General features: G+C 33.6%; 19 protein-coding genes and 1 other RNA gene. 12 read left to right on the plus strand and 8 right to left on the minus strand.

What is annotated here, in order from left to right; translation table 11 throughout:
- Together GQ47_RS22930 and GQ47_RS16585 are read right to left on the minus strand one after the other, a co-directional pair.
- Nucleotides 1–2,507: VWA domain-containing protein (locus tag GQ47_RS22930; protein WP_152561051.1), on the minus strand; the 2,507-nt coding region annotated here is incomplete at its 3' end.
- 49 nt (nucleotides 2,508–2,556) lie between these two features.
- On the minus strand, nucleotides 2,557–3,108 hold the full coding sequence (locus tag GQ47_RS16585; protein WP_035650757.1) for an Fn3-like domain-containing protein: 552 nt from the start codon (nucleotides 3,106–3,108) through the stop codon (nucleotides 2,557–2,559).
- Between the two features lie 501 nt (nucleotides 3,109–3,609).
- Between GQ47_RS16585 and GQ47_RS16590 the strand changes: the two genes are divergently transcribed.
- The 6 genes from GQ47_RS16590 to GQ47_RS16615 all read left to right on the plus strand — a co-directional run bounded on the left by GQ47_RS16590 (nucleotide 3,610) and on the right by GQ47_RS16615 (nucleotide 9,039).
- Nucleotides 3,610–4,095, plus strand: a complete 486-nt coding sequence (locus tag GQ47_RS16590; protein WP_035651362.1) for a SixA phosphatase family protein — start codon at nucleotides 3,610–3,612, stop codon at nucleotides 4,093–4,095.
- A 5-nt stretch (nucleotides 4,096–4,100) separates the two neighbouring features.
- Entirely contained in the window at nucleotides 4,101–6,179 is a 2,079-nt protein-coding gene (gene ppk1 / locus GQ47_RS16595) for a polyphosphate kinase 1 (RefSeq protein WP_035650759.1), read from the plus strand.
- A gap of 31 nt (nucleotides 6,180–6,210) precedes the next feature.
- The gene (locus tag GQ47_RS16600) at nucleotides 6,211–7,101 is read left to right on the plus strand and encodes a Ppx/GppA phosphatase family protein (protein ID WP_035650761.1); all 891 of its coding nucleotides are present in this window, start codon (nucleotides 6,211–6,213) and stop codon (nucleotides 7,099–7,101) included.
- Between the two features lie 17 nt (nucleotides 7,102–7,118).
- Nucleotides 7,119–7,700, plus strand: a complete 582-nt coding sequence (locus GQ47_RS16605; RefSeq protein WP_035650763.1) for a TMEM175 family protein — start codon at nucleotides 7,119–7,121, stop codon at nucleotides 7,698–7,700.
- A gap of 3 nt (nucleotides 7,701–7,703) precedes the next feature.
- Nucleotides 7,704–8,270, plus strand: coding sequence for a Crp/Fnr family transcriptional regulator (locus GQ47_RS16610; protein WP_035650766.1), 567 nt, complete (start codon nucleotides 7,704–7,706; stop codon nucleotides 8,268–8,270).
- Nucleotides 8,271–8,460: 190 nt separating this feature from the next.
- On the plus strand, nucleotides 8,461–9,039 hold the full coding sequence (locus tag GQ47_RS16615) for an NAD(P)H-dependent oxidoreductase (protein WP_035650769.1): 579 nt from the start codon (nucleotides 8,461–8,463) through the stop codon (nucleotides 9,037–9,039).
- A 17-nt stretch (nucleotides 9,040–9,056) separates the two neighbouring features.
- Here the strand turns inward: GQ47_RS16615 and GQ47_RS16620 are convergent, their stop codons facing one another.
- A complete protein-coding gene (locus tag GQ47_RS16620; RefSeq protein WP_035650772.1) occupies nucleotides 9,057–9,473 on the minus strand; it encodes a hypothetical protein in 417 nt (138 codons plus the stop codon).
- Between the two features lie 257 nt (nucleotides 9,474–9,730).
- Nucleotides 9,731–10,816, minus strand: coding sequence for a DNA polymerase III subunit gamma/tau (gene dnaX / locus GQ47_RS16625; RefSeq protein ID WP_035650775.1), 1,086 nt, complete (start codon nucleotides 10,814–10,816; stop codon nucleotides 9,731–9,733).
- A gap of 179 nt (nucleotides 10,817–10,995) precedes the next feature.
- Between dnaX and GQ47_RS16630 the strand changes: the two genes are divergently transcribed.
- Genes GQ47_RS16630 through GQ47_RS16640 form a run of 3 tightly spaced genes read left to right on the plus strand, consistent with a single transcriptional unit; the run spans nucleotide 10,996 to nucleotide 12,424 of the window.
- Nucleotides 10,996–11,394: an NIPSNAP family protein gene (locus GQ47_RS16630; protein WP_035650778.1), complete on the plus strand. Its 399-nt coding sequence runs from the start codon at nucleotides 10,996–10,998 to the stop codon at nucleotides 11,392–11,394.
- Nucleotides 11,395–11,439: 45 nt separating this feature from the next.
- Nucleotides 11,440–11,889, plus strand: a complete 450-nt coding sequence (locus tag GQ47_RS16635) for a nuclear transport factor 2 family protein (protein WP_035650781.1) — start codon at nucleotides 11,440–11,442, stop codon at nucleotides 11,887–11,889.
- A gap of 55 nt (nucleotides 11,890–11,944) precedes the next feature.
- On the plus strand, nucleotides 11,945–12,424 hold the full coding sequence (locus GQ47_RS16640; RefSeq protein WP_035650784.1) for a cupin domain-containing protein: 480 nt from the start codon (nucleotides 11,945–11,947) through the stop codon (nucleotides 12,422–12,424).
- Nucleotides 12,425–12,481: 57 nt separating this feature from the next.
- Here GQ47_RS16640 and GQ47_RS16645 read toward each other — a convergent pair whose 3' ends face one another.
- The gene (locus tag GQ47_RS16645; protein ID WP_035650787.1) at nucleotides 12,482–12,775 is read right to left on the minus strand and encodes an SH3 domain-containing protein; all 294 of its coding nucleotides are present in this window, start codon (nucleotides 12,773–12,775) and stop codon (nucleotides 12,482–12,484) included.
- A 125-nt stretch (nucleotides 12,776–12,900) separates the two neighbouring features.
- Here GQ47_RS16645 and rnpB point away from each other — a divergent pair.
- Nucleotides 12,901–13,247: RNase P RNA component class A (gene rnpB / locus GQ47_RS22970), an RNA gene on the plus strand.
- 31 nt (nucleotides 13,248–13,278) lie between these two features.
- Nucleotides 13,279–14,529, plus strand: coding sequence for a cation:dicarboxylate symporter family transporter (locus GQ47_RS16655; protein WP_035650794.1), 1,251 nt, complete (start codon nucleotides 13,279–13,281; stop codon nucleotides 14,527–14,529).
- Nucleotides 14,530–14,622: 93 nt separating this feature from the next.
- On the opposite strand, the gene GQ47_RS16660 is transcribed toward GQ47_RS16655, so the two are convergent.
- The gene (locus tag GQ47_RS16660) at nucleotides 14,623–14,817 is read right to left on the minus strand and encodes a hypothetical protein (protein WP_035650797.1); all 195 of its coding nucleotides are present in this window, start codon (nucleotides 14,815–14,817) and stop codon (nucleotides 14,623–14,625) included.
- A gap of 179 nt (nucleotides 14,818–14,996) precedes the next feature.
- On the opposite strand from GQ47_RS16660, the gene GQ47_RS16665 reads away from it, so the two are divergent.
- Nucleotides 14,997–15,542 carry a hypothetical protein gene (locus tag GQ47_RS16665; protein ID WP_035650800.1) on the plus strand — a complete coding sequence of 182 codons (546 nt, stop codon included), beginning with the start codon at nucleotides 14,997–14,999 and terminating at the stop codon, nucleotides 15,540–15,542.
- Between the two features lie 32 nt (nucleotides 15,543–15,574).
- Here GQ47_RS16665 and GQ47_RS16670 read toward each other — a convergent pair whose 3' ends face one another.
- On the minus strand, nucleotides 15,575–16,264 hold the full coding sequence (locus tag GQ47_RS16670; protein WP_035650802.1) for a response regulator transcription factor: 690 nt from the start codon (nucleotides 16,262–16,264) through the stop codon (nucleotides 15,575–15,577).
- A gap of 10 nt (nucleotides 16,265–16,274) precedes the next feature.
- Nucleotides 16,275–17,633 carry a sensor histidine kinase gene (locus GQ47_RS16675; protein WP_035650805.1) on the minus strand — a complete coding sequence of 453 codons (1,359 nt, stop codon included), beginning with the start codon at nucleotides 17,631–17,633 and terminating at the stop codon, nucleotides 16,275–16,277.
- Nucleotides 17,634–17,804 lie beyond the last annotated feature (171 nt).

The raw sequence follows: 17,804 nt of genomic DNA on the forward strand, positions 1-17,804 counted from the left end.
GAGTCAGTCACAGTCACGATGTAAGTTCCCTCAACAAGATTTGATGCAGTAGCTCCAGTCTGAACAGGAATGGTATTCCAAGAATAAGAGTATCCCGCTGTTCCGCCTGTAGCCGAAGCCGTTGCAGAACCAGTCGCGTCGCCTTTGCAGCTTACATCTGTTTTAGAATCTATTGCGGCAACCAAAGTATTAGAAGGCTCGCCGATTGTTACTGTTTCAGTATCGGTACATCCTTTTGAATCGGTCACTGTCACGATATAAGTTCCGGCAACAAGATTTGTTGCAGTAGCTCCAGTCTGTACAGGAACAGTATTCCAAGAATAAGAATATCCTGCTGTTCCGCCAGTAGCCGAAGCTGTTGCAGAACCAGTAGCATCGCCTTTACAGCTTACATCTGTTTTAGAATCTATTGCAGCAAGTAAAGTATTTGAAGGCTCTCCGATTGTAACTGTTTCGGTATCGGTACATCCATTTTGGTCTGTTACTGTTACAATGTATGTTCCAACTTTAAGTCCGTTTGCAGTTGCTCCAGTTTGCACAGGAACCGTATTCCAAGAGTAAGAGTAGCTTGCTGTTCCACCAGTAGCCGAAGCTGTTGCAGAACCAGTAGAGTCACCTTTACAGCTTACATCAGTTTTGGAATCGATTGCGGCATCCAAAGTATTTGATGGCTCGCCGATTGTAACTGTTTCGGTATCGGTACATCCATTTTGATCGGTTACTGTTACGATGTATGTTCCAGCTTTAAGTCCGCTTGCAGTAGCTCCAGTTTGAACAGGGACAGTATTCCAAGAATAGGAATAAGTTCCTGTTCCTCCGGTTGCAGATGCAGTAGCCGAACCGGTAGAATCTCCTTTGCATTTTACATCTACTTTGGTATTTACAGCAGCAACTAAAACAGCGTTTGGCTGTCCAATTGTTACAGTATCAGTTTTACTCGAACAGGAATCCGTTACAGTCACGGTATAAGTTCCGGCTGGCAAATTAGATACTGATGGAGTTGTTCCAACTACATTGTTAGCGGCATTTTTCCAAGAATAAGTAACAGTTCCAACGGAGTTTGTTACGGTTCCAGCTGTAACGCTTCCTGTACTTGCGCCATAACAAAGAACATCTGTTTTAGACGATGCGGCAATTGCTAAAGCTCCAGCAGGTTGCGTTATTTGAATAGTTAAAATGCCTGTAGCACAATTATTGCTATCTGTTGCGCTAACTTTGTATGTTCCAGCACTTAAACCAGAAATATCTCTTGTTGTAGCAAAATCAACATCATTTTTTGTCCATTTGTAAGTGTATGGACCTTGTCCTCCTGTTGGAGTATTAAGAGTGATAGCTCCATTGTTTCCTCCATAACATGTTACATTTGTTTGTGAAGCAATTGTAATAATTGGACAAGGAACATCTGTCATAGGTGAAACTATGTCTTGCGTTGCATTAGCACAAAGGGCGTTTTGAAAGAAAAGTTTCGACGAACTCACTTGCTGGCTTCCACATGTATTTGGTTTTGGAGTCAATCGATATTTTAAAGTGATTGTCTCAACATTTAAGAAATCAATATTCCAGGCAATTTCTTGTCCGGTAATTGTTGTAGTTCCTTTGGTTACTGTAACTGATCCAATTGTAAAATTAGCACCTACAGTCTCTTTTTCAAAAGGAGTTCCTGTTATTCCTTTAGCAACCCAAGATAACTGAGTAAAAATTTGATTGTAAATTCCAGTTAAGTTGGCTGCGTTTTCTGTAAAAAATGAACCTCCAGACTGAACTGTATTCAGTACATTTTCAGCGTTTGTTTGGTCACTTCCACTAATGGCACCAAATAATCCAACAGAAAAGATTTGATTGTTATAAGTAGTGCTTGAAACAGTAACAGTTTTTATATTATTTGCAGCAGTTGTAATGGCTGGCAGACAAGATCCGCTACAGCCATTTCCGCTAGTTCCTGTTACGTTTGGAACTCCATCGGTCAATAAAACCACACTCCTTGCAGTAGCACAGTCATAAGTTGCACCATCTAACACTGTTTTGGCTTTTACAAGCCCGTCCTGAATATTGGTGTTTCCATTTGCGGTAAGCCCGTTTATTATAGTTATTAATCCGTTTTTACCGCTTGCAAGTGTTAATCCCTGTCTAATAGTGGCAGTAGTGCTATAAGTTACAATAGCAACTCTATTTTTGCCTAATGGGTCGTTAACCGGATCAAACATTTTATTGATGAAATCAATAGCAGCATCCTGAGCATATGCTAAAGGTTTTGGATTGTTTCCATCACCCATACTTCCGGATACGTCAATAACTAAAACAACTTCTAAAGGTCTTACAACCGGATTTGAACCCTGAATTTTTAATTCAACATCCAGCGCTCCACAAACTCCAGGCGCAACAGTAACAGTTTTCGTTGGTGTTATTGTTTGTGCAAAACCTATGGCAGATGATAATAAGAAAAACAGCATACAAAACGTTATGCGAGCTTTTTTTATTAAATGGATAAAGTGTAATGTTTTTTTCATTTTATAGGAATTTAAATTGAAAAACAACTAAATATTTTGCTGTGAATATTTAATTTTCAGAAGGATTATTTACGATCGTATGTACAACAGTGTTTACTGTGTAATTAGCGCAGTTTGTTGATGTAGCATTGATTTGCATGCAGTTCCATTTGTTGTAGGCCGTGCCCTGTGGCACTGTTAAATGAACTGAAAAAGTAGCTGTTTGATTGGCTGAAAGCGAGATAGAAGTGATTGGAATATTGCTATTATCCAAAAAACTTCCAGTCAAATTTACGTTTTGAGACGAACTGCTTCCATCATTATTCGAGCAGCTGGAGTTTATGTTTAAAACGCTTAAGTTATAAACATCATCTGAATTTCCTGTATTGGATAAAACCAGTGTAAAATAAGCACCGTCCTTGCCTGCATTACTGTAGATCCTGTCTTTTTCAACTCCCAGAGTTGCTCTACACGAACCAGATTGCGCAAATGAAACGGTTGTAATCAAACAAAGCAGTAATGAAAAAATACTTTTATCGAAGATGTTTTTTCTGAACGAAAAAATAGACTTACAATTTGCTACAAATTTCACTGCTTTTTCAAGAGTAGATTTACTTTTCATAACTTAAGATTTAGTTTTGTGGTATTTATGAAATTTTAACAGAATCAAAATTATATTAGAGTTTTTGTAATTAAATTTTTTTGTCTGTAACTAACCTAAAAACTCGTTTAACTACCTTTTTTTGCCAAAAAATCGATCAAAAAAAATCATTTTTTGACCGATATTAACAAATTTAAATTGTTCTTTTTCTTCCTTTTTTAATCAAAAAACCAACTTTTGAATCTTTGTAAATGGTTAATAATCAATTATTTAGTTAAAATTTTACAAATTTGTAAAATATCGATGAAGTGATAGTTTTAATAGATGAAGTACACTTTTTTGTTAAAACAAATCCCTCGGTTTTTTGGATTGTTAAAGTTTTAAAGATTTCGCATTCTTGTTAAAATTTTCTTAGAATGTTAACAGAAATAAAAAATAGAGGAGGATTAAAAATTCTTTTGTAAATTAGAACTTAGAAAGTAGTTTTCTGAATCAATGCATTTATTATTAAATACTCTTTTTATGAAAAACTTAATTTTAATACGACATGCAAAATCTAGCTGGGAAGCACCTTTAAAAGATTTTGACAGACCTTTAATGAAAAGAGGGATTTTAGATGCTCACGAAGTATCTTCTAATATTTCAAAATATCTCCCGAAAACCTATATAATATGGAGCAGTACTGCTGCACGTGCTTCAGAAACTGCTCTTATTTTTGCTCAAAATATTTCTTACCCCATAGAAAGTATCGTTTTCAAAGATGAACTTTATACTTTTGATGATAAACAGCTCGAAAAAGTTATCAAATCGTGTGATAATAGTTTAGAAAGCGTTATTCTTTTTGGACATAACGAGGCTATTACAAATTTTGTTAATAAATTTGGGGATGTTTTTATCGAAAACGTTCCGACTTCAGGTTTTGTATCCCTGCAATTCGATTCTGATAGCTGGGATGCTCTCAATAAAGGCAAGACACATAAAACAATTTTCCCCAAAGATTTAAAATAAATAAAGTGTACGAACAGAAATATATCGATCGAGAAAAAAGTTGGTTAGCGTTTAATGCAAGGGTGCTTCAGGAAGCTGCAGATAATACAGTTCCTCTTTTAGACAGACTGCGTTTTGTTGGAATTTTTTCAAACAATTTAGATGAATTTTTCAGAGTTCGATATGCTGCAATTCGGAGATTGAGCCTTTCAGGTATTTCTGGCGAAAAATATTTAGGCGGAATTTCTGCCCATCAATTAATTAAGGATATTACCGAAATCGTAATTCAGCAACAATCTGAAAGTTTGCGTATTCTTGGAAATATTGAAGCAGAGCTGGAAGCCGAAAATATCTTTATCATTAACGAAACTCAGATTACCCAAAAACAGGAATGTTTCTTAAAAGACTTTTTTACACAAAAATTAAGTCCGGAGTTGGTAACTATTATTTTGAATGATCTGGCAGTTTTTCCAGTTTTAAAAGATACTTTAGGATACTTGGCAGTTCGATTGGAATTGAAAAATGATGAAGTTCGATATGCTTTAATTGAAATTCCAAAAAATATAAACCGATTCGTTGTACTTCCTTCAGAAGACGATAAACAATATGTAATTTTAATTGATGATGTAATTCGTTACAAACTAAAAAGCATCTTCAATATTTTTGATTATAAAAGTGTTTCGGCACATATGATCAAAATCACGCGTGATGCACAGTTAGATATAGACAGCGACTTAAGTAAAAGTATGTTGGAAAAAATATCGACTTCTGTAAAAGACCGCCGAATTGGTGAGCCTGTTCGTTTTATTTATGACAATTTAATTGAAGAAGATACGCTGCAATTCTTTTTAGAAAAAATGAAAATTGTAGAAACTGACAGTATAATTCCTGGTGGAAGATATCACAACCGTCGTGATTATATGGGATTTCCAAATCTGGGACGTTATGATTTATTGTACAAACCAAATGAACCTTTACCGGTTCCAGGTCTAAGCCTCGATGGAAGTATTCTGGAAAAAATCAACAAAAAAGATTATTTGGTACACGCTCCTTATCAATCTTTTTCTTATTTGACTAAATTTTTACGCGAAGCAGCTTTAGATCCAAAGGTTACAAGTATTAAAATTACGTTATATCGTTTAGCAAAGAATTCACAGATTATCAGTTCTTTAATTAATGCGGCGAAAAATGGTAAAAAAGTAACGGTACAAATTGAGCTTCAGGCCCGTTTTGACGAAGCAAGTAATATTTCGTACGCAGAACAAATGCAAACGGAAGGAATTGATCTTATTTTTGGAATTAAAGGCTTGAAAGTGCACAGTAAAATATGTGTAATTGAAAGAATTGAAGATGGGAAAACACGCCGTTACGGATTTATTTCAACTGGAAACTTTAATGAATCAACAGCAAAAATTTATACTGATGTTACACTTTTTACCTGTCATCAGGGAATTTTAAAAGACACATCAAAAATATTTGAATTCTTCGATATCAATTATAGAGTTCACAGATACAAACATTTAATTGTATCTCCTCATTATACAAGAAGCAAGTTCATTAAATTAATCGATCGTGAAATTTTGCACGCTCTTGCTGGTAGAAAAACACATATTAAATTAAAAATGAACAGTTTGTCTGATTTTAAAATGATCGATAAACTTTACGAAGCAAGTAATGCGGGCGTAAAAATTCAGCTTCAGGTAAGAGGAATTTGTTCTCTTATTCCCGGAATTCCAGGAATGAGCGAAAATATAGAAGCAATAAGTATTGTAGATAACTACTTAGAGCATTCGCGAGTTTATATTTTTGGAAACGCAGGTTTAACTGAAGTTTATATTTCATCTGCCGATTTTATGACTAGAAATCTTGATGGAAGAGTAGAAGTAACCTGTCCAATTTATGATCTTGAAATTAAAAAAGAACTGATTGATAATTTTAATATTGCATGGAAAGGAAATGTTAAAGTAAGATATCATTCATATAAATTAGATAACAAATACAAGCCTCGAAATCATCATGCCCCATTTAGAGCGCAATTTGAAACCTATAAATATTACCAAAACAAAATTGAGATAGCTGAAACAGTTCCTCAAAAAATAGATTAATTAAAACCAATTTTTCAAATCATAAGTGAGCATGATTAATATTAGAAAATTTGCAGCAATAGATATCGGTTCAAACGCCATGAGGCTTCTGATATCGAATGTTGTAGAACAAGAAGGCAAAGAACCACAATTTAATAAAAGTTCGCTTGTTCGTGTGCCAATTCGTTTGGGACAAGATGCCTTTACTGTTGGAGAAATATCACAAGAAAATACAGATCGAATGGTGGATGCCATGAAAGCATTCAATCTTTTGATGAAAGTTCATAAAGTAGAGCGCTATATGGCGTTTGCTACTTCGGCAATGCGTGAGGCGTACAATGCCAAAGAAGTTGTGGCCTTGATTAAAAAGAAAGCCGATATTAAAATAGAAATTATTGACGGTAAAAAAGAAGCTGCCATAATTGCTTCGACAGATTTGCATCATTTATTAAAAACAGATGAAACCTATTTATTTGTAGATGTTGGAGGTGGAAGTACCGAGTTTACATTGTTTTCTGACGGAAAAATGATTAATTCAAGATCATTTAAAGCCGGAACAGTACGTTTATTAAATAATATGGTATGCGATGTAGTTTGGGATGAAATTGAAAAATGGATTAAAACCAATACTGCCGATTATGATGAAGTTACTTTAATCGGATCAGGAGGAAACATCAATAAATTGTTTAAAATGTCTGGAAAGCAACAGGAAAAGCCGCTTTCATACATTTATATTAATTCGCAATATGCTTTCTTGAATTCATTAACGTATGAACAAAGAATTGCCGAATTAGGTTTGAATTCCGACCGTGCCGATGTTATCATACATGCAACGCGTATTTATTTGAACGCAATGAAATGGAGCGGAGCACGCCAGATTTATGTGCCAAAAATTGGACTTTCAGACGGAATTGTAAAAGCAATGTATTACGGCAAAATTTAATTTTATATTTTCAATAAATGAACAAAACCAGACTTGAAGCCTTTAGTGATGGCGTTTTAGCTATTATCATAACTATCATGATTTTAGAAATCAAAGTTCCGGCGGGACATGAATTTGCCGATTTAAAACCGCTTATTCCCAAGTTTTTAAGTTATGTTTTGAGTTTTATTTATGTTGGAATTTATTGGAATAATCACCATTATTTACTTCATGGTTTATCAAAAGTAAACGGAAAAGTACTTTGGAGTAATCTGCATTTATTGTTTTGGCTTTCATTGATTCCGGTTTCAACGGGCTGGATGGGTGAACATAATTTTGCAAAAGCATCAATGGCTTTGTATGGTATTATTTTATTGCTATGTGCAATTGCTTATGTTATTTTGCAATATGTAATTATGTGCAATGAAGGCGAAGATTCTCCTTTGCGAAAAGCGCTTGGTAAAGATTTAAAAGGAAAAGCTTCAGCAGTTTTATACATCGTCGGAATTATTTCTTCGTTTTACAATGTATGGATTTCTGGCGCTGCATATTTTATTGTAGCTATGTCATGGCTTATTCCGGATAAAAGAATCGAAAGAGTTTTTGATTCTAATGATTAATATATGAGATCCGTTTTTCAGTCCATTCAAAACTTTTCTCCAGAAGAATTAAATCTTTTAGATGATTTAATAACTTTTCGAACTTTGAAGAAAGGTGAACTTTTGTTGACTGAGAATCAGGTTTGTAATGAGATTGTTTTTATCAAAAAAGGTATTCTGAGATCTTTTTTTGTAAATCATAAAGGTGACGAAATCACAAATTGTTTTGCTTTCGAAAATGAATTTATGGCTTCTTTTGCCAGTTTCATTACCGAAGAAAAAGCCGAAGAAAACATTCAGGCTCTTGCCGAAACCGAATTGCAGATTTTAGATAGAAAAGCTTTAGAAAAACTGTATATGTCAGGTTTTAATTGGCAGGAAACGGGAAGAAAGTTAACCGAAATTGAATTTGTAAATCTTCATAAAAGAATGGTTTCTTTTCAGAAATTATCTGGAGCACAACGTTACGAAGAACTATATCAGAATCATCAAAAATATTTGCAGCTAATTCCATTGCAATATTTAGCTTCTTATTTAGGAATTACTCCAAGACATTTAAGCCGAATCAGAAAAGCGATTTTGAGTCTTTAATTTTAGAGGGAAAGTTCTCTCGCTGATCTCGCAGATTTTGGAGATTTATTTTTGAAAATCTGTAAAATAATTTTAAGATTTTCAAAATCCCCTTAATCTGCCAAATCTGCGAGAGAATAATTAAGCAGTTTTCAGGACATTTGTCTATTGAAAGAAAATCTGTAAAAAGTATTTTTGAGAAAACTTTGATATGAAAAAAATACTAATTATAAACGGACATCCTAATTCAGCAAGTTTCAACTTCGGAATTGCTGAATCTTATAAAAACGGCGCAATTGCTTCTGGAACTCAAGTTGAAACAATTACAATTGCCGATTTAAAATTTAATCCGAATTTGCAGTTTGGTTATCAAAAACGAACTGAATTAGAACCAGATTTAATTGAATCCTGGGAGAAAATCCAAAGAGCCGATCATTTAGTTTGGATTCACCCTGTTTGGTGGGGCGGGCTTCCGGCAATCACAAAAGGTTTTATTGATCGTTTATTTTTACCTGGGATGGCTTTTCAATACAGAGAGAATTCGGTTTGGTGGGATAAACTTCTTAAAGGAAAAACAGCTCATATCATAACAACTTTAGATCAGCCAGGCTGGTATTATCGATTGTTTTTTGGAAGACCAAGTGTGAATCAATTAAAAAAATCAACTTTGGAATTTTGCGGAATAAAACCAGTAAAAGTGAGTTATATCGGAATTATAAAAACGGCCGATGAAATTCAAAGAAAAAAATGGCTTGAGAAAGTGTATAATTTCGGATTTCAGAATAAATAAATTCTCGGAACCAAAAATTAATCCTTTAAATCCAGTCCAAATGTTGAGCGTAAAAGTTCAAGATTTGGATTGATTTCTAAAAGGCGATTATATCGATCCTGATTATTATAAGTTCTTTTGGTTTCGGCTTGTTCATTTACAATTACCTCAATTGTAATATCATGATTGTGCAAATGTCCTTTTAAATGTCCAAGTAATCCATTCATCTGACTTTCAAATTCCAGTTTAGAACCTTCATTTGGTAATTCATAAGTGATTCTTGTTCCGTTTAAAACAGGATCGCTGATCAATAAGATAGATTCCATGATTTTTAGACCTTTCTGACCTAAACGCTCCGCATATTTATTCCAATGCAAAAGCATATCCGTTTCGTTAAATTCCTCGGTAGGCAATACAGAAGAAGGTTTAACATAAGATTTACTGCTTTGTTCCAATTCTTTTTTCTTGCGGATACTGGCAAGAGAAAAAGCGGAAACTTTTGGAGTATTGCTGGATTCTGTTTCTGGAGTTTGAGAAGTCTGAACTTTCGGAGTTTCAGAAATAGTTGTGTTTTTTGGACTTTCAACTTCAGTTGGAGCAGTTGTATTTTCTGATTTTATATTTTCGGAAACAGTCTGACTTTCAGCTTTCGATTTTGAGGTTTGAACTTCAACAATCGAAAAGCTTCCATTTTTATAATAAGTAGGCGGAATTATGAATTGCTCAGCTTTTTTTTTTCTCCATCAAAATTGATAGAGGCTAATTGCATTAAGCATAATTCAACTAAAAGTCGCTGATTCTGACTCAATTTATATTTTAAATCGCAGTCATTTGCAATGTCGATTCCTTTTAATAAAAAGTCCTGAGAGCATTTCTGCGCTTGAACGCCATACATTTGTTGTGCCTGTTCTCCAACTTCTAATAACGCAATAGTTGCAGGAGTTTTGCTTACTAATAAATCTCTAAAATGAGATGCTAAACCAGCAATAAAATGATGTCCGTCAAAACCTTTTGAAAGAATGTCGTTGTAGGCAATCAACAAATCTGGAATTTTGTTTTCCAGAATCAAGTCTGTGATTGAAATATAGGTTTCGTAATCTAAAACGTTTAGGTTTTCAGTTACAGCCTGACGCGTTAAATTAGTTCCGCAATACGAAACTACACGGTCAAAAATAGACAAAGCATCACGCATTGCACCATCTGCTTTTTGAGCAATAATGTGCAGTGCATCATCTTCAAAATTGATTCCCTGACTTGCAGCAACATCAGCCAAATGTTCTTTAGCATCTTTTACTGTAATTCTTTTGAAATCAAATATCTGGCAACGAGATAAAATCGTCGGGATGATTTTGTGTTTTTCTGTTGTTGCTAAAATAAAAATAGCGTGTTTTGGCGGTTCTTCCAATGTTTTCAGAAAAGCATTAAAAGCAGCCGAAGACAACATATGAACCTCGTCAATAATATACACTTTGTATTGTCCGGTTTGTGGCGGGATTCGAACTTGATCAATCAGGTTACGAATATCATCAACGGAGTTGTTTGAAGCAGCATCTAACTCAAAAACATTAAATGCAAAATCTTCATTTGGATCGTCATATCCAGGCTGATTTATCTTTCTGGCCAAAATACGTGCACAAGTAGTTTTTCCAACTCCACGTGGTCCGGTGAACAAAAGGGCAGAAGCAAGGTGATTGCTGTCAATCGCATTCAACAACGTGTTTGTAATGGCTTTTTGCCCCACAACATCCTTAAAGGTCTGTGGGCGATATTTACGTGCCGATACTACAAATTGTTCCATATTCTTTTTTATTCGATAGCAAATATAGTCTGAAAATTACCAAATCACAAATCTGAAATTAATAAATCTTTGAGTCATTTGTGAGTGGTTTGAATTTGAGAAAGTAAGATGTTTTAATTTAATTTTATAAATAGGATTTTCATATTTTTACTACAAGTTTAACCTTAATAAGACCTAAAATGAAACTATTTTTATTGACTTTATTATTCGTTACAACATTTATTTCAAAAGCGCAGAATGTAGCACAAGTAAATCCTGTTTATCAGTTGCGTATTTATGAAATTTTTGAAAACAACAAAAATCATTTTCATGAGCGTTTTCGAGATCACGCGATGCGAATCATGAAAAAATACAATTTTAAAATTACTTCTATTTACGAATCAAAATCAGACAAGAAGACCGAGTTTGTTTATTTTCTGGAATGGCCAGACGAAAAAACAATGAAACAAGCATGGGAAGGTTTTAAAGCTGATAAAGAATGGATCGAAATTAAAAAAGAATTTACTAAAAAATACGGTGATGTTGTGGGGAATATTGAAGATCGGGTTTTGACTAAACTTGATTATTCTCCGAATTAAAACGAAGCTGACAATATCAATATGATGAATTCTAAACTCATTTACATGAAAAAATATCTAACACTAATTACAATACTATTTTATTCTTTTAAAATTCACGCACAAACTAAACAAGATACTTTAGATATTAAACGCGTTGCTTTAGCTTATATCGAAGCGCAACATAATCCGAATCCTAAACTTATGGAAAGCGCACTGCATCCAAGAATGGTGAAAAGATCTGTTTTCAGAAATAAAGTCGCTCAAAAAGATTATATCTCAGAATTCTTCGCTGAAAATATGGTTATTCTGGCAGAAACTTATAATGTGAAAGGCGATAAATTCCCGAAGAACCCAAGAAAAGAAATCAAGTTATTAGATGTTTCTGCTAAAACAGCATCGGTTAAATTATTTGCTGATGCATGGATTGATTATATGCACATTGTGAAGGAAAATGGCGAATGGAAAATTATTAATGTGCTTTGGCAATATAATGACGTGACACAGCATGAATAGATAATTTTTATCTTTTATAGAGAAAAGCAAAAAGAGAAAATTAATAAAAAAAGAAATGAAAAATCCAATAATAACTGTCGACGAAACCCAAGGACATAAATTAAAAATTGCCGGAGGAAGTTACCGTATTGTCATTTCAGGAAAAGAAACGAATGGCGAATATGCTGTAATCGAAATGTCGGTTCCGCTTGGCGCTGGACCAAACCCGCACGCACATGCTGATTTTACAGAAACTTTTTTTGTGTTGGAAGGCGAGGTTACTTTTAAATCGGAATTAGGGATTTATGTTGCGAAGAAAAATGCTTTTGTTAATATTCCGAAAGGTGGAATTGTACATGGTTTTAAAAATATGGGAAACGAACCGGCTAAATTATTATGTACAGTTACTCCCGCTGGTTTAGATGATTTGTTTGAAGAAATTGCCAGTTATATGGAAACCAATTCTTCGGATTCTGAAATTGAAAAGAAAGAAAAAATAAACTCCATTTTTGTGAAATACGGACAAGAAATGTTTCCGCCGGATTATTTGGATTAATGTTTTTTAGTTTTCAGTCTCAGATTAAAAAACTGAGACTGAAAACTAAATTAAAAATTACCTTCCCCTAATGCTTAAATCAAATAAAAACTTTGCTGTTTCCTGATCTGAATCGGCTGAAAAGCCAGCAACATACACTCCTTTTTTGCCTGTAGTCGATTTAATTCCGTATACAACTGCCTCATCGCCCGGGTCTGATTCACCCTCGTATCGATACACATGAACAATTTCAAATTTCTCAGGATTCTTTTTAATCATGTCAGCATTTCGATTAAAATCGCACGTAAATCCTTTCTCATTCAATTGATCTAAAGCCTTTGAAACAGTTGCGTAATGATACATTCTTTTCATGATAACTGAATTTAAAAATTATGGAATTTTAAAGATAACTATTTTAAAATTAAAAAGTTATGATATAATTCATAAAATGGAAAATTTAAAATCATTATTCTTCACTTATAAAGTGTTACTTTTGCACCGCAGACCGCCTTATCGTCGTTCCGTCCCGATAGCTATCGGGATCGGGAGGGAGGAAAGTCCGGACACCATAGAGAAGCATAGCGGGTAACACCCGTCGGTCCCGATAGCTATCGGGATTAGGACAAGTGCAGCAGAAAGTATGTACAGGTAATGCTGTAGTGAAACCAGGTAAACTCTATGCGGTGAAATACCAAGTATATCAGCATTTAAGGGCTTCTCGTCCGTTGTTGAAGGGTAGGTAGCTTGAGTCGCGCAGTAATGTTCGATCTAGATAAATGATAAGGTATTGTTTCGTTGTAAAGCGAGACAAGAACAGAATCCGGCTTATAGGTCTGCTTTTTTTATATATTTGTGAAACTATCTAACTAATTTTCATGAATATTTCTACCCCAAATACTTCTTCAAAAAATAAAAAAAGTCTTTTTAAGACTATAATAACCAACCTTACTTTCTGGGTTTTGATTGCGATTATTGCAGGAATTTTGCTCGGACATTTTTCGCCTGAAAATGGAATTAAAATGGAAAAAGTTGGAAAAGGATTTATTGATCTTATCAAACTTTTTATTGGACCAATTATTTTCCTGACGATTGTTTTAGGAATTTCCGGAATGGGAAATTTAAAGAAAGTCGGCCGAATTGGCGTAAAAGCTTTAGGCTATTTTGAAGTCGTTTCGACTGTTGCTTTAGCAATTGGAGTTGCAGTGGCATATTTGTTTAAGCCGGGAAAAATTGATAAATCGGGATTGCAAATTGGCGATGCAAGTCAATATACAAATAGTTCAGCAGAACATTTTTCATGGTTGCAGTTTTTCTTTTCCAATTTCACTTTACAGGTTTTAGTCGCTGCAATTGTCTGCGGAATCGCCTTAAAATTTTATAAAAAAAGAGAACAAACAGTTTTAGTTTTAGAACGAATTTCGAATGTTGTTTTTACAGGTTTGAAATATGTGATGTATCTGGCTCCAATTGGTGCTTTTGGAGGAATGGCTTATACGATTGGGAAATTTGGTTTGGCAACTTTGATTCCGCTTGGAAAATTGATGCTTTGCGTTTATCTGACAATGGCCCTGTTTGTCTTTTTGGTTTTAGGAAGTATTCTCAGATATTATAAAATAAGTATTCTTTCCATTTTAAAATATATAAAAGAAGAGCTTTTATTGGTTCTCGGAACTTCATCTTCTGAAGCAGCTTTGCCGAGTATTATGGTAAAATTGGAAAAAATGGGCTGTAGTAAATCGGTTGTGGGATTGGTGATTCCAACAGGTTATTCTTTTAATCTTGACGGAACTTCAATTTACCTTTCGATGTCGGTGATATTTTTGGCGCAGCTGTATGATGTACATTTGAGTTTTTTCGAAATCTTGACCGTAATAGGAATTTTGATGATTACATCAAAAGGCGCTGCCGGTGTAACCGGAAGCGGATTTATAGTTCTAGCGTCGACATTGACTGCACTTCATAAAATTCCTGTTGAAGGTTTGGCTTTTTTATTAGGCGTAGATAAATTTATGAGTGAAGCCAGAGCTATTACAAACTTAATTGGAAATACAGTTGCAACAATCATCATTTCAAAAACAGAAAGAGATTTTACAGAACTAAATTTGAGTACTGTTTCTGAGGAATAATTTTTTGATAAAGTTACAAAGAGACAAAGTTGCAAAGTCGCAAAGGTTTAAATTCTTTGCCGCTAAGTCACTTTATCCCTTTGCACCTTAAACTTACGATTCGTCTTTTGTAGTTCGAACCAAGCTGATTCCAGACATAAAAAATACGATTCCTAAAATTCCATAAATAATTAAAGATTTTACATCTCTGGTTTCTCCGCTAGTGCCGGCAAAAATTACGGCAGTATAAATAAGTCCTATAATTCCGAGAACAGTAAGTAGTCCACCGAATAATCTTTTTAGGTTCATGATTATTAGTTTTAAAGTTATATAACAAATTTATCCTTGTATTTGTTAAATGTTGTTATACAATTACTTACATAAATTATATGATTTCAAGGATGAAAATTGTAAGAAATATTTTTAATTTTAATAGCTTCATATTGATTAAATAGTATTTTTACGCCCACTAATCGATAAACCAAAATATGAAGAAAATTTACTTTTTGATGTTGCTTTTTGCTGCATCTTACGTTCATGCGCAAGATGATACACCCGTTTCAGTTGCGAAAAATCAATTTAAAATCAATGTAATACTATTGCCGGGTTTTGTATATGAGCATGGCTTTTCTGAAAAAACCACTTTATATTCTGAAGCAAGTTTAGTAACGGGTTATCGCCATAATGGCTGGTACGATGAATCTACTTGGTATTTTACACCAAGAATTACAGAACAATTACGTCATTATTATAATTTAGAAAAAAGAGCAACCAAAGGAAAAAGAACCGCATATAATTCGGGAAATTTTATTGCTTTGAATGCTCATTATGATTTTCAGTCAATTTCAACAAATAAATGGTTTGATGAAGAAGTTCCTTCTTTTACAATTGGCCCAGTTTGGGGAATCCAGCGTACTTATAAAGGAAAATTTAATATTGATTTACATATTGGAGCTGGAGTAAATATCGACCAATATGATACTGAATTTACACCAATTGCAAACTTTAGTTTAGGCTGGGTAATCGGAAAATAATTTTAAGCATAAAACAGAAAAACCTTGACGAATCAAGGTTTTTCTATTTTAAATTCCAATCCAATATTTCGAACACTTTCAATTTTGATTTTTGGATCAGAATTAAAATATTTTCTTAGTCGGCTGATGAAAACATCCATGCTTCGTCCCGAAAAATAGTCGTCTTTTTTCCAGACCGACATTAAAATTTGGTCTCTTTTTAATAACTGATTATGGTTTAGATATAGGTATTCTATAAGAGAAGCTTCTTTCTCTGTGAGCTGTTGAACGTGATTTTTATTATTGAGTGTTAAACGTTCGTTATCAAAAATATAAGAACCGATTTCAATGATATTATTTCCTTCCAGGCTTCTTTTTTGCTCAATTCTCTTTAATATATTCTGCAAACGTAAAACTAGTTCGTCGACCTCAAAAGGTTTTGCGATATAATCATCAGCTCCAAGTTTTAATCCAATGATTTTGTCTTCTTTTAATTTTCTCGCAGTTAGAAAAATAAACGGAATTTCAGGATTGATAGCCACTATTTTTTCAGCCAATGAAAATCCGTCCAGCTTGGGCATCATTACATCAAGAACGCAAATATCAAAAGTTTGGTTTTTAAAATAGTCTAAAGCTATTTCGCCATTTTCTGCCCAGATTACTTCAAACTGATGCAATTCTAAATATTGTTTTAAAATCGCAGCAAAATCAAAATCGTCTTCGGCCAAAAGTAATCTTTTCAAAATAAGGTAATTAAACTTTTAATAAAATAGTAAACTGAGCTCCTTTTCCTAAATCGCTAATCACACTAACAGTTCCCTGATGCGCTTTTACGATTTGATCGACATAATAAAGTCCTAAACCTAAACCTTTTGTGTTGTGAAGGTTTCCTTGTTCTACACGATAAAATTTCTCAAAAAGCAGTGATTGTTTGTTTTTGGAAATGCCAATTCCGTCATCTTCAAAAATAATGGATAATTGTTTTTCAACTATTCTCGTTTTAACGGTAATGGTTTTAGAACCATATTTTACAGCGTTTTCCAGAACATTTAGAAATGCAGTTGTTAAATGAAATTTATCTAAAATTAAAACGGTTTTCTGTGTTTGAAAATCTGTTTTAAGATTGATTTTCGGAAATGCAATTTTAAAATCGTTTACAATCGAAAGCAGAAAATCTTCAGTTTCAATTTTTTCTTTTTTCAGTTCAATCTCATTTTCTGCCAATGAATTTGCCATAACCTGATCAATCAGATTCTGAAGTCGATTGTTTTGACGCGAAATTGTATTGACAATCGAATTGAAATTTTCGTCGTTATCACGAATGCTTTTTTGTTCTAAAATCTTTGTAGAAATTCCTAAAGTTGCCAATGGCGTTTTGAGTTCATGCGTAATATTATTGATAAAATCAGTTTTGACATCGCTGACTTTTTTCTGCTTAATCAAAGCTTTAATCGCAATCACAAAAAGGGTGATAATCGTAGCAATCGAAAACAAAGACAAAATCAAAACAAAAGTCATTCGTCTTAAAATAATCATTTCCCAATCAATTACAGAAACGTACATCGAATCTTCAGTCAGCAATTGATAATTCTGATTTTCAAAGCTTCCGTTTGTGGTTCCAACATAACTTCGAACCAAAAAAGCATGATTCAGTGAAGCCAGATTTCCGTATAATTTATTTTCAATAAAAGGTTTTTCAGAGAAAATTGTATCGGCTTTTTTGGTGTTTTTGTAGAGAATAAATTTGTTGAGAACAATCGCAAAATCAATTTTAAAATTGGGCAAATCCCGTTCAAACTTTCGCTGAATTTTTTGGGTTAAAGCATCTTTATATTCATTTTCTAAAATTCCGGTTTTAACAGTTGATTTGCTGTTTTTTCCAAGAATATAATTTTCAGATAAACTTTTGTAAAGCGCTTCTTTTTTAGAAACCAATACCGAATCAATATCACTGTAATTATTAGTGATTTGAGCAATTTCATTCTTAATCTGAGTATGAAATTGCGCCACTTTGTAGTCGTAAGTGGTTTTTACCAAATAACATTGCACCGTCGTCAAAACAATAAATGCTACGACAGAAAACGCTATTAATAAATTGATTCTTTGTTTCATTTTTTATTTGAAATTATGGGCCACTGATTTTACGGATTGAACTGGTTTGCACAGATTAAATTTTAATGGACTCTTTAAAAAAAATAAATTCGCATGAACCAGTTCAATCCGTGTCATCTGTGTGCCAATTTTCTCCGCTCAAAAATAATGCTTTTATAAAACAAAAAAGCC

The sequence above is a fragment of the Flavobacterium sp. ASV13 genome (genome assembly GCF_000745775.1).
GTDB lineage: Bacteria > Bacteroidota > Bacteroidia > Flavobacteriales > Flavobacteriaceae > Flavobacterium.

Bases quoted from the DNA above. Each gene is read 5' to 3' on its own strand.
- GQ47_RS16585 (WP_035650757.1), bottom strand. From the start codon at position 3,108: ATGAAAAGTAAATCTACTCTTGAAAAAGCAGTGAAATTTGTAGCAAAT.
- GQ47_RS16590 (WP_035651362.1), top strand. From the start codon at position 3,610: ATGAAAAACTTAATTTTAATACGACATGCAAAATCTAGCTGGGAAGCA.
- GQ47_RS16600 (WP_035650761.1), top strand. From the start codon at position 6,211: ATGATTAATATTAGAAAATTTGCAGCAATAGATATCGGTTCAAACGCC.
- GQ47_RS16605 (WP_035650763.1), top strand. From the start codon at position 7,119: ATGAACAAAACCAGACTTGAAGCCTTTAGTGATGGCGTTTTAGCTATT.
- GQ47_RS16610 (WP_035650766.1), top strand. From the start codon at position 7,704: ATGAGATCCGTTTTTCAGTCCATTCAAAACTTTTCTCCAGAAGAATTA.
- GQ47_RS16615 (WP_035650769.1), top strand. From the start codon at position 8,461: ATGAAAAAAATACTAATTATAAACGGACATCCTAATTCAGCAAGTTTC.
- dnaX (WP_035650775.1), bottom strand. From the start codon at position 10,816: ATGGAACAATTTGTAGTATCGGCACGTAAATATCGCCCACAGACCTTT.
- GQ47_RS16630 (WP_035650778.1), top strand. From the start codon at position 10,996: ATGAAACTATTTTTATTGACTTTATTATTCGTTACAACATTTATTTCA.
- GQ47_RS16635 (WP_035650781.1), top strand. From the start codon at position 11,440: ATGAAAAAATATCTAACACTAATTACAATACTATTTTATTCTTTTAAA.
- GQ47_RS16640 (WP_035650784.1), top strand. From the start codon at position 11,945: ATGAAAAATCCAATAATAACTGTCGACGAAACCCAAGGACATAAATTA.
- GQ47_RS16645 (WP_035650787.1), bottom strand. From the start codon at position 12,775: ATGAAAAGAATGTATCATTACGCAACTGTTTCAAAGGCTTTAGATCAA.
- GQ47_RS16655 (WP_035650794.1), top strand. From the start codon at position 13,279: ATGAATATTTCTACCCCAAATACTTCTTCAAAAAATAAAAAAAGTCTT.
- GQ47_RS16660 (WP_035650797.1), bottom strand. From the start codon at position 14,817: ATGAACCTAAAAAGATTATTCGGTGGACTACTTACTGTTCTCGGAATT.
- GQ47_RS16665 (WP_035650800.1), top strand. From the start codon at position 14,997: ATGAAGAAAATTTACTTTTTGATGTTGCTTTTTGCTGCATCTTACGTT.
- GQ47_RS16675 (WP_035650805.1), bottom strand. From the start codon at position 17,633: ATGAAACAAAGAATCAATTTATTAATAGCGTTTTCTGTCGTAGCATTT.